Genomic DNA, 11,838 nt, shown 5'->3' on the forward strand with positions numbered 1-11,838 from the left:
AAAATATTTCGATGGGTATCTTTTAGTACCTTTAGACTTTGTGTTTTTCAGTGTATAAATTGCCTATATTGGCAAATCAGAGAATATTTTTAATAATAAGACCATGAATAAGTTTATTTCACTTACTGCATTTTTAATATTATCAATTACAATAGCCAACTCTCAGGATAGAGTAAATCCTGTGGTTTCACCTTTTGGTGGTATTTATGACATACCAGAAGCCACAATTAAGGCAGATCCTGAGCTGGAGTACAAAATAGTCATTGATTTGGTAACTGGAAATGATGATGTCAAAGAATTCAATTGGTCTTTAAATAATGTGGCAAGAATGCTAAACCTTCATGCAGTCGGTGGTGCGGATATCAGCAAAATGAAAGTAGTAGTAGCTATTCATGGTGAAGCAACATACAGCATAGCTATTGATAAAAGATATAAGGCAAAGTATGGCTTGGAAAATCCCAATAAAGAGCTAATCAAAGCCTTAACAGATGCCGGAGTTACGATTGCAGTTTGTGGACAGTCGTTAAAAGGCAGAGGAATAGCCACAGATGAGGTGTTAGAAGAAGTTCAAATTGCTACTTCTATGCTTACCACTGTCACTACACATCAGTTAAAAGGCTATGCGTTGCTAAAATTTTAATTGAACCCTTCTAAAACTTTATCAAGCTTAGGCAATTGATTTTGCAAAGAGAACTTGGTGGCGAGCTCCCTTGCTCTCATTTTACTCTGTTCAAGTTTGTTCTCATCCTCTATATATGGAGCGAGTAGTTCTAAGAACGCTCTAGGACTTTCGGGATCGTGGTAAAAACCACAGTCATGCTGCTCAATTTTCTTCTTGATCCAGCCTTTGAAGTTGATAATAATTAGCTTGCCGCCTGCCAGCCCATCAAAAAACTTGTTAGGGCTGCCCGTTGCCAGCACTGGTACGTTTTTGAAAGACACATAAATGGCATCGGTAATGTTTAAAATCTTCCTGACTTCATATTTATCAACCTGCTCTGCAAAAGTGATATTAGTAAGACCTTTCGACTCAGCAAGTGCCCTAATCTTGTTGAAATGAGCTCCTCCTCCTACTACAAAAAAATGAACTTGCTCATTTGATCTCGCCTCTACTGCTACATTAATAAGGTATTCCAGCTCATTGGCCATCCCTACAGTTCCCAGATATGAAATCACAAACTTATTCTGAACCTGATATTTATTAAGATACTCATTCTTCTTTTCCTCAGGTTTGAAGAATTCTATATCTGCGAAATTAGTGACAATTTCGATTTCTTGCTCTGGTGCCTTCCGTTGAATTGCTGACTTAATATCTTCTGATAGTGCGACTATCTTAGCTGCTTTCCTGTAAGCATTTCGCTCTAACTTTAATGCAATGCTTTTAAGAATTGGATTTTTTATCACCTTAAGCTGAATAGGTGCCTCCGGCCATAGATCGCCAACTTCAAAAATGAAAGGCGTACCAAATCTTTTCTTTGCCTTCAAGGCTATTAAAGCTGTGCTTAATGGTGTTGAAATAACATAGTTAAGATCAAACCTTGGTAGCTTCTTTAACAACTTGTTTGTTGCCCAAACAAATAATATGAAAGCATGTATCCTACTGAAAAAGCTTAGGTGATTTTCATAATAAATAGGCAGGCTATGTACTTCAAAGCCTAAATCGTTTTCTATTGTGTAGGCTTTATTGTTTCTGGCTGTAATAACGGTGACGTCATGCCCTTGCTCATGAAGGTGCTTCGCAATGTAGTAGGAACGAATAGCACCACCGGTTTCTGGTGTTTTATAATATTGATGAATAAGACAGATTCTCATTTTTTAGAGACCTTCGTAAGGTTCTTTTCAAAGTATCTGCAAAAATAACTGATCTTACATTCTTCACACTTCGGAGTCCTTGCCAGACAAACATACCTACCATGCAATATGAGCCAGTGATGTGCTCTGGCAATATAATCTTCAGGAAGATACTTGACTAGTTGCTTTTCGACTTCAAGTGGTGTCTTAGCATTTTGGGTAACCAGTCCAAGCCTTTTTGACACCCTAAAAACATGTGTGTCAACCGCCATAGCAGGCTGATTGTAAATTACAGAAGCAATAACATTAGCTGTTTTCCTTCCTACACCAGGAAGTTTTTGAAGTTCTTTAATATCTGCTGGTATCTCAGAGTTAAAATCTTCAACCAACATTTTGGCCATGCCAATAAGGTGCTTTGATTTATTATTAGGATAGGAAACTGATCTGACGAGGGGAAATACCTCGTCAAAATGACTCACTGCCAATAGTTCAGCAGTAGGAAATTTTTCAAATAGAGCAGGTGTTACGGCATTTATTCTTTTATCAGTGCATTGAGCACTAAGAATAACTGCCACAAGCAATTCGAACGGATTACTATAATTTAGTTCCGTCTCTGCCTCAGGTTGGTTTTCAGTAAAATATGCTACAAAATTCTCAAATCTCTCTTTCTTCTGCATTCCTTATTTATTGGAAAGCAAATTTAGAGATTTTGAGTAATTGAGAATATTATTAACTACCATATCTGATGGAGCCTTTTGAGCTGCATCAAGTCGGTTTTTAACGCCACTGATTTCCTTGTACATTGTCTGTAGCTCTGCATCGCAAAGCATGGCTTTTTCTATTTCTTTGCTTTCTTCTTCAGAAGTTTCGTGGTAAACGTACCTGATTACGTCATCTTGGGTAAATGTTCTGATCATAGGCAATATTGTATTGTTTCATTTTCTTCCTAAGATTAATTAAAGCATACCTCATTCTTCCCAATGCCGTGTTGATACTTACACCCGTATTCTCACTAATCTCCTGAAAGCTCATATCCATATAATGCCTCATAACTAGCACCTCTCGCTGCGCATCGGGCAATTCGTCAATCAACTGCCTAAGCTTTACATGGGTATCCTGCTTTATTTGTGCAGACTCAATTGAATCTTCAGCAAACTGCAGTGTATTAAATACTGAGCTACCATCTTCCAGTATCACTGTAGGGTAACGCTTTTCTTTTCTAAAATTATCTATTGCCAGATTATGAGCAATTCTCAGAATCCAGGGCAAAAATTTACCTTCTTCGTTATACCGCCCCTCTTTAATCGTGCGTATAGCTTTGATAAAAGTCTCCTGTAGCAAATCTTCTGCTACATAGTTATCCTTTACAATTAAATAAATGGTTGTGAAAACTCTGAACTTGTGCCTGTCAAGCAACTGTTCGAAAGCCTCTTCGCTACCAAGTTTGTAAAGTGATACCAACTTACTATCACTGATTTTATACTTCTCCATTAAGGTTTACAATTTAGTTAACGTAGAGGTCTATATCATATTGTTGCTCCCTGGGGTTATTGGTTAATTTTTTTGACAGTAAGAAGTCAAATCTAAAAAAATATAACTCGAACATGCAAAACTTTTTGAAAATATTTTCTAATTCGAAGAATATTCGCTTCATTAAAACTTATTAAATACAAGCTATTTTTTTATCCAAATATTTAATTAGTCTTGCACGTTTTTTACACTATTAAAATAAACTTTAAGTACTCAAATTAACAATTACTATCTCAATGACATGGAAAAAAAGCGAGTCATAAAAAGCCTTGAGAATCTCGACCCTGAGCTAAAGACTTTAGTTAAAAAAGCCTATCCTGATGGATTCGAAGATCATCTTATCAGATTGCAGAATGCAAAAAACGAACCGTTTTTTTGTGTACGTCTGGAAACTGATGACACAATGTATCTGGTTAAGATTGCCGTTACAAAAAATAATGATGGCGGTTACGATATTGATGAGGATGAAGATGATGACAGGGACGAAGATTCTAATTTGGATGAAGCTTCATTCGATGAAGACTTCGATGACGATTAAGATAGCGTTTAGCTGATTTATCTATCCATAGTATTGTATCTTTGCAGCCGTTTATGCTAGATACACAAGAGAATAGTACCCTTGAATCCCTTGACCCCAAGCAATATATTATTGTAAAAAAGGCAAGGGTTAATAATCTTAAAAACCTTAGTGTAGCCATTCCAAGAAACAAATTGGTAGTCATTACCGGTTTGTCAGGGTCTGGAAAATCCTCTTTAGCCTTCGACACCCTATTTGCTGAAGGGCAAAGAATGTATGTCGAAAGCTTAAGCTCCTATGCCCGCCAGTTTTTAGGTAGAATGGAAAAGCCTGAAGTAGACTATATCAAAGGTGTTTCTCCAGCTATAGCAATTGAACAAAAAGTAAATACCAGAAATCCCCGTTCTACTGTAGGGACAACTACGGAAATATTTGATTATCTAAAATTACTTTTCGCCAGAGTAGGCATAACCTATTCACCAATAAGTGGAAAAAAAGTCACGAAAGACACTGTTACAGATGTTGTAAACTATGTCAACAGCTTTGACAAAGGCACTAAAGTAATGGTAACCTGCCCACTTAAACTGACAAAAAATAGGTCATTGGAAAATGAGCTAAGTATCCTCCTAAGTAAGGGCTACACTCGTGTTCTGATAGACACAGAAACCAGGTTCATAGAAGATCTAATTGAAGAAAAAACCAAACTCAAAAAAGATACTCAGGTTGAAATATTAATTGACAGAGCAGTAATAGATGCAAATGATGAAGATACCGTTTATCGAATTTCAGATTCAGTGCAAACAGCCTATTTTGAAGGTTTAGGAGACTGTTTCATTCATATTGATGGCAAAGGAAGAAAGAAGTTCTCAGACCGATTTGAGGCCGATGACATAAAATTCGAAGAGCCTTCAGTTAACCTATTTAGCTTCAACAATCCTTATGGTGCGTGTAGAACATGCGAAGGATTTGGTAAAGTGCTTGGCATAGATCGAGACTTGGTAATTCCTGATAAAAGCATGTCCATTTATGAAGGTGCTGTTGCACCCTGGAGAAGCGAAACCATGAAAAAATGGGTCGATCCATTATTAAAGGATGGTATTAGGTTCGATTTTCCAATTCACAGGCCATATAATGAGCTTAGTGAGGATCAAAAAGAGTTGCTATGGACTGGGAATGAGTATTTTAAAGGGCTTAATAGTTTCTTTCAATTTCTTGAAAGCAAGACCCATAAAATTCAATATAGAGTACTTTTATCAAGGTACCGTGGGCGCACTGTTTGTCCAGATTGCCGAGGTACACGATTAAGAAAAGATGCTAGTTACGTTAAGATCAATGACAAGTCAATAACTGATATCGTGCTTTTGCCAATTGATAAAGTAGCTATCTTTTTTAATCAATTAGAATTAGACGAATATGAGCTAAAGTTAAGCAACAGACTGCTTAAAGAAATTAACAACAGGCTTGAATATATTCAACAAGTTGGTCTTGGCTACCTGACCTTAAATAGGATGACATCAACCCTCTCTGGAGGTGAATTTCAGCGTATTAAGCTAGCCACGTCATTGGGAAGTGCCTTAGTAGGCTCCATGTATATTTTAGATGAGCCAAGCATTGGCTTACATCCAAGGGATACCCAAAGGCTTGTTGAAGTCCTAAAAACACTTCGCGATTTGGGCAACACAGTGATAGTAGTGGAGCACGAGGAGGAAGTGATGAAGGCTGCTGATCAGATTATCGATATTGGCCCTGATGCTGGTATTCATGGTGGAGAGCTAATTTTTCAGGGAAGGATTGATGAATTAAATGGTGCCACAGGCCATACCGCAGACTTTCTTCTTGGCAAAGAAGAAATAAACACACCGGCACAAAGACGTAAATGGAAAGACTCCATTGATATTTATGGTGGGGTTGAAAACAATCTGAAAAATATAGATGTCAAATTTCCACTTGGTGTATTAACGGCAGTAACTGGTGTCAGCGGATCCGGAAAATCTACGCTTATCAAAAAATTGCTTTATCCAGCCGTTGGAAAGATTTTGGGAACGGTCTCAGAGTCAACTGGCAAGTTTGATAAAATGGAGGGCGACTATCAAAAAGTAACACAAATTGAGTTTGTTGACCAAAATCCGATTGGTAAGTCATCAAGGTCTAATCCTGTTACCTATGTAAAAGCCTATGATGCCATCAGACAGCTCTATGCAGATCAGCCATTAGCTAAGCAAAGAGGCTATAAACCATCTCATTTTTCATTCAATGTAGAGGGCGGAAGGTGTGAAACATGTCAGGGAGAAGGATCTGTTAAAATAGAAATGCAGTTTATGGCAGACATCTACCTGACCTGTGAAAGCTGCCATGGAAAGCGTTTCAAACAAGAGGTTTTAGATGTAGAATATCATGGCAAAAGCATAGCTGATGTACTAAATTTAACTGTAGAGGAAAGTCTTCTTTTCTTCGATGGGAAAACATCTATTATTAATAAAATACAGCCATTGCATGACGTTGGTTTAGGCTATATTGGACTCGGTCAATCGTCAAACAGTTTAAGTGGTGGAGAGGCTCAGAGGGTCAAATTAGCCTTTTTCTTAGGCAAGCATAGCCGAGATAGCAAGGAACATATCTTGTTCATTTTCGATGAACCAACTACTGGCCTGCATTTTCATGATATCTCAAAACTAATGGATTCTGTAAATGCTTTGGTAGAGCAGGGAAACAGTGTTATTATTATAGAGCATAATATGGAAGTAATAAAGTCAGCCGACTGGATTATTGACCTAGGCCCAGAAGGAGGTGAAGCCGGTGGCAACATTTCATTTGCAGGTTTACCTGAAGTTTTAGCCAAAATTTCGGGAAACCATACTGCTAATTTTTTAAAGCAAAAGCTTTAATTATTAGCATTTAAAACGTTTGCATAAATACTATAAATGGTATATTTGCCGCAAAATTTAAGCTATGTCAAGTTTACTCAAATCTATATTTGATAGAAACCCTGGTGAGTCAGAGTTTCATCAGGCCGTTGAAGAAGTTTATGAAACGGTTGAAAAAGTAATTAAGAAAAATCCTCAGTACCAAAAGGCTAAAATTTTCGAAAGAATGACTGAGCCTGAGAGGCTAATTAGTTTTAGAGTTACCTGGGTTGATGATAAAGGTGATGTTCAGGTTAATAAAGGCTATCGTGTTCAGATGAACAGTGCCATAGGCCCATATAAAGGTGGTCTAAGGTTCCACCCTTCTGTTAATCCAAGTATTTTGAAATTTTTGGCTTTTGAGCAAATCTTCAAAAATGCCTTAACAGGACTTCCTATGGGTGGAGGAAAAGGAGGCTCTGACTTTAATCCAAAAGGGAAATCTGATGGAGAAGTTATGCGTTTCTGTCAGGCCTTTATGTCTGAGCTTTCAAAGCATATTGGCCATAGGTTAGATGTGCCTGCTGGCGACATTGGTGTTGGCGGTCGTGAGATTGGCTATATGTTTGGAGCTTACAAAAAAATGCAAAATGAATTTACAGGAGTATTAACAGGCAAAGGCCAGGGTTGGGGAGGAAGTTTAATTCGTCCTGAAGCCACTGGTTATGGGCTTGTTTACTTCGCACAAAATATGCTTGCGGAACAAAATGATAGCTTAAACGGAAAAACTTGCTTGGTCTCTGGATCAGGTAACGTAGCTCAATTTGCAATGAAAAAATTGCTGATTTTAGGCGCCAAACCTGTAACAGCCTCTGATTCTTCTGGCTATATCTATGATGAGGATGGAATTTCTTCTGAGAAACTGGATTTCATCATGGAGCTTAAAAATGAGAAAAGAGGAAGAATTTCAGAGTATGCAGACAAATTTAAATCTGCCAAGTTTTTCGCTAATGATACTAAATCAGATCACAATCCTATGTGGGCTATTAAGGCTGATTGTGCTTTTCCATGTGCAACACAAAACGAGATCAACATCAAAGATGCTAAAAACCTAATTGCAGGAGGTGTTAAACTTCTTGCTGAAGGCGCAAATATGCCCACCATGTCAGATGCGATTGTTGAGCTATTAAAAGCTGGTGTGAACTATGCTCCTGGTAAAGCTTCTAATGCTGGCGGGGTGGCAACCTCAGGCCTTGAAATGGTGCAGAATTATAGTGGCATCTACTGGACAAGAGAAGAGGTAGATACACGTCTCAGAGAAATAATGAAAGGCATCCATGACTCATGTTTACAAGCTTCCAAAGAGTATGGAATGGATGGTAACTACCAGGCCGGTGCTAACATAGCAGGCTTCGTCAAAGTTGCGAACGCCATGGTTGCACAAGGTATTATTTAAGCATAGAACTTACATGTCCTTAAAAACCTCACATTAACATGTGAGGTTTTTGTGTTATTGTAGTTACCTTACGGACAAAAACTACTTTAATGCGCCTCTCAGGTATGCTCAGACCTATTGCTCTGCTATTTTTTTTAACTCTTTCTGTATCATTAGCAATTGGTCAAAAGGGTGATCTTTTTCTCACTCACTATTCTCATAAGAGTGAAGCACTTGACAACATCAATTTTGATATAGCCCAAGACGAAAAAGGGGTTATTTGTATTGCAAATCGTGCCGGAATATTGCGTTTCGATGGAAGAAATTGGGAACACATCAATACACCATCAGCAGCCTTTTCTCTTATATACAACCCTGCTGACAAAACCATATATATTGGCGGTTACGATGGTCTTGGTAAATTGGTTCGTAACAAAGAAAATGGCTTTGTTTATGAATCACTCATTGACAGCACTCAACATATTGGAGAAATCTTCTCACTAGCTATTCAAGGTGATTTACTTTATGGGCTAAGTAACTCAGCTATTTTAAAGTATAACCTTAAGACCAAAGAAACGAGCTCCATAACCTCCAAGTATAGTGGTGAATTGTACAAACTTTTTGAGCTTGGAGAAGATGTTTATGTTTCTACTGAGAAAAGTGGCTTACAAAAAGTTGGAGAATCTTCTCTCGAGGAAACGCTGTCAAAAAAATTCGACAGAATAAATGTAGAATTTATAGCCAAACACCCAGAAAAGGAGCAATACCTCTTTGGCCTTTTAAATAACACGCTTAAGCTATATGATGGAAGCAATGTAGTCAATTTAGATATCAAAGATGACTATGCATACCTCGAAAACAGCGAGATTACTGATGGTATCTGGATCAATGATTCGCTGTCAGCCATCTCAACACTCAAGGGTGGAGTTATCTTCATAAACCACAGAAGAAAAACCATAGAGCAGATTGTAAATTATCAATCTGGCCTGCCCGATAACGAAGTTTTTGCTTTTTCTGAAGATAGTAATGGAGGTATTTGGGTTGCCCACAGTGCAGGTTTTACTAGAATCTCTCCAAGCCTTCCTTTCAGAAATTTCAACAAGTTTGAGGGCCTGGAAGGAAATATTTTATCAGTTATCAATCATAATGACAGCCTCTATGTAGGCACCAGTATGGGACTGTATTTCCTTGAAAAAGTGAAAGCTTTTAAGGATGTTATTTATAAAGAACAACAAGTAATAACAACTACAAAACAAGTACCCACAGCTGAAAAGCCAAATAGAAAAAAAGGGCTTTTTGGGTTTTTAAAAAGTAATAAGGAAGAAGAGCCAGCAAACAATACTGTAACTACTTCAAAAACTGTAACCAGAAATAAGGTAAAGCAGGAGTTGAAATCTATTAGTTACCGATATAAAAAAATAGATGGCCTTAATTCCAAGGTGTTTCATTTCATGTCTACGGATAACAAGCTATTTTGTGCCGGGCTAGATGGTCTTTATCAGATAAAAAATAACGAAGCCATTGTCATCACCAGAGACCCAATTCATACTTTTAGTATCGCCAAAAAAAATTCGAAGGTTATAGCGGCTACATATGCCGATGAGCTCAAGGTTTATGATATAAATACCAATGAACGTATTATGGCTGACGTGCTTTCTGACTTCAGAGATCATATCCAGCATATTTTTGAAGATGATAACGGGCTTATTTGGATTTCCTCAACTGATGAAATTTACTTCCTGGAGCTTGATAACAATGACATTATTGGCTCAGAGCATTATCCTATTTCCAACCCTTTTTACTTTAACACATTCGGTGGAGTAAAAGACGGCCTGGTCTATTTTATAAACGAATCTGGCAGGTTCTCAATCAACCCGGAAAAGAATACCGTTGATAAAATAGATGGTATTACCGCTAAAAAATACTTGACCGGTTCTGATGGTGAAGTATGGATATTTGATGGTGAGAATTGGACAAAGATTGCAGAAAGTAATTCTTCAAAAAAATTAAACCTCCTAAGCGTTTTCAAGAATATCAATTATATCTCAACTGATGATAGTGGTGACTATTGGGTGGTTACAGAAAATGATGAACTCTACAAGCTAACAGATTCAAATAAGGAAATAATCAGCCCCTATGAGTTGTATTTAAAGAGAATAAAAACCCCTTTAGAAAGTCTGTTGCCTTATGATAAGATGAAATTTGATCAGCAAAACAGCTCCCTGCTGTTTGAATTTGCGCAGCCTGAATTTTCTGGAATCTTAGACATAAAATACCAATATAAATTAGAAGGGCTCCACAAGGACTGGTCAGATTGGTCAGGAAGTTATAACATCGTAAACTTTTCCTACCTGCCTGAAGGCAATTACACATTAAAAATGAGGTCTAAAGATATCCTCGGCAAGGTTAGAGAAGTAGAACCCATTTCATTTGAAATAATTCCGCCATACTGGAAAAGGCCCTGGTTCTATGCTTTGGAGTTTTCCGCATTGGCATTGTTACTTTTCATAACGGTAAGGTTAAAAAAGCTTGGTTTCAAATATCGACTCGTCAGTCGATTACTAGCTTTAATTACTTTAATTATTATTATTGAATTCATTCAAACAGTAGCTGAAAATGAATTTGCAAGTCAAAGTACACCGGTTATCGATTTTTTAATCCAAATTACGATAGCTATTATTGTATTACCCATCGAAAGTATCATCCGTAAATTTTTATTCAAAGAAAAAAATGTCCAGATTCTCGATTTCATTCAAATTAAAAACAAGAAAGATAAATAGTATCCTTCTTGTTGGTTTAGCTTTCTTCGCAAGCTGTACCACCCCACAAGAAAATGCTGAAACAATTGAAGAAGGTTCTGATTTGAACCCCGCTGCCGAAGGTTTTAAGGCTGAAGAATCAGATGTAAAAGCTATAGCATGGGCAGATGCTGTTATGACCGCTCAAGGAGGTAGAAAGCAGTGGGATCAGACTAGATTTATACAATGGAATTTCTTTGGAAGAAGAGATTTATTGTGGGACAAAGCCACTGGAAGAGTCCGTATTGATTCACCAAAAGACAGTGTCACTTTTCTTGTGAATGTTAATGATGAAACTGGAAAAGTGCTTTTGAAAGGCAAAGAAGTTCAAGATGCTGATTCATTAAAAAATCTTGTTAGCAGAGCTAAAAGTATCTGGATTAATGACTCCTACTGGTTAGTAATGCCATTTAAACTAAAAGACAGCGGTGTGACACTTAAATACTTGAGAGAAGATACTACCGCCAAAGGTGAAATGGCACATGTTCTGCAACTATCCTTTGAGGAAGTGGGTGATACTCCTGAAAACAAATATGAAGTATTTATCACCGAAAAAGATTCGCTGGTCAAACAATGGTCTTACTATGCTCAGGCATCACAGGATAGCGCTTCAGCCGTCTGGCCATGGGATAACTACAAAGAATACAATGGTTTGATGCTATCTGCCGATCGTTCTGACAACAAAGGTCCACATGATGTAAAGATTTTTGATCAGGTGCCAGATGCCGCTTTCGAAAATTTTGATTGGAAAAGCGAATAATTGAAATTCAAAATCTGTTTCTAAATTGGACATAACAGCGTTAAGAAAAGAAACTCCAGGGGTAAATGAAGTTATTCATTTTAATAATGCAGGTGCTTCTTTAGTAACTCAAAAAACCCTTAATGCCCAATTAGATTATCTAAAAGAAGAGGCCGTTTACGGGG

The 11,838-nt window shown here is 37.5% G+C and carries 10 protein-coding genes; 6 read left to right on the forward strand and 4 right to left on the reverse strand.

Annotated features, from left to right (window positions below; all coding sequences use genetic code 11):
- Positions 1 to 103: 103 nt before the first annotated feature.
- Entirely contained in the window at positions 104 to 640 is a 537-nt protein-coding gene (locus E1140_RS14385; protein WP_155185188.1) for a DsrE family protein, read from the forward strand.
- Here E1140_RS14385 and E1140_RS14390 read toward each other — a convergent pair.
- Genes E1140_RS14390 through E1140_RS14405 form a run of 4 tightly spaced genes read right to left on the reverse strand, consistent with a single transcriptional unit; the run spans position 637 to position 3,282 of the window.
- On the reverse strand, positions 637 to 1,812 hold the full coding sequence (locus E1140_RS14390) for a glycosyltransferase family 4 protein (protein WP_155185191.1): 1,176 nt from the start codon (positions 1,810 to 1,812) through the stop codon (positions 637 to 639). The two genes, E1140_RS14385 and E1140_RS14390, sit on opposite strands and share 4 nt — an antisense overlap.
- Positions 1,809 to 2,468, reverse strand: a complete 660-nt coding sequence (gene nth, locus E1140_RS14395) for an endonuclease III (RefSeq protein WP_155185194.1) — start codon at positions 2,466 to 2,468, stop codon at positions 1,809 to 1,811. Before nth ends, E1140_RS14390 begins: the two co-directional genes overlap by 4 nt.
- Before the next feature lie 3 nt (positions 2,469 to 2,471).
- The gene (locus E1140_RS14400) at positions 2,472 to 2,708 is read right to left on the reverse strand and encodes a hypothetical protein (RefSeq protein ID WP_155185197.1); all 237 of its coding nucleotides are present in this window, start codon (positions 2,706 to 2,708) and stop codon (positions 2,472 to 2,474) included.
- Entirely contained in the window at positions 2,683 to 3,282 is a 600-nt protein-coding gene (locus E1140_RS14405) for an RNA polymerase sigma factor (RefSeq protein WP_155185200.1), read from the reverse strand. Before E1140_RS14405 ends, E1140_RS14400 begins: the two co-directional genes overlap by 26 nt.
- A gap of 280 nt (positions 3,283 to 3,562) precedes the next feature.
- Here E1140_RS14405 and E1140_RS14410 point away from each other — a divergent pair, with 280 nt between their 5' ends.
- The 5 genes from E1140_RS14410 to E1140_RS14430 all read left to right on the forward strand — a co-directional run bounded on the left by E1140_RS14410 (position 3,563) and on the right by E1140_RS14430 (position 11,674).
- A complete protein-coding gene (locus tag E1140_RS14410) occupies positions 3,563 to 3,859 on the forward strand; it encodes a hypothetical protein (protein ID WP_155185204.1) in 297 nt (98 codons plus the stop codon).
- Between the two features lie 53 nt (positions 3,860 to 3,912).
- The gene (uvrA, locus tag E1140_RS14415; protein ID WP_155185207.1) at positions 3,913 to 6,723 is read left to right on the forward strand and encodes an excinuclease ABC subunit UvrA; all 2,811 of its coding nucleotides are present in this window, start codon (positions 3,913 to 3,915) and stop codon (positions 6,721 to 6,723) included.
- 64 nt (positions 6,724 to 6,787) lie between these two features.
- On the forward strand, positions 6,788 to 8,137 hold the full coding sequence (gdhA, locus tag E1140_RS14420; RefSeq protein ID WP_155185210.1) for an NADP-specific glutamate dehydrogenase: 1,350 nt from the start codon (positions 6,788 to 6,790) through the stop codon (positions 8,135 to 8,137).
- 89 nt (positions 8,138 to 8,226) lie between these two features.
- Positions 8,227 to 10,896 (forward strand): triple tyrosine motif-containing protein, encoded by a 2,670-nt coding sequence (locus E1140_RS14425; RefSeq protein ID WP_155185212.1) that lies wholly within the window; start codon positions 8,227 to 8,229, stop codon positions 10,894 to 10,896.
- The gene (locus E1140_RS14430) at positions 10,847 to 11,674 is read left to right on the forward strand and encodes a hypothetical protein (RefSeq protein ID WP_221412701.1); all 828 of its coding nucleotides are present in this window, start codon (positions 10,847 to 10,849) and stop codon (positions 11,672 to 11,674) included. Before E1140_RS14425 ends, E1140_RS14430 begins: the two co-directional genes overlap by 50 nt.
- Positions 11,675 to 11,838: the final 164 nt, after the last annotated feature.

This window comes from Fulvivirga lutimaris (assembly GCF_009711525.1).
Taxonomy (GTDB): domain Bacteria; phylum Bacteroidota; class Bacteroidia; order Cytophagales; family Cyclobacteriaceae; genus Fulvivirga; species Fulvivirga lutimaris.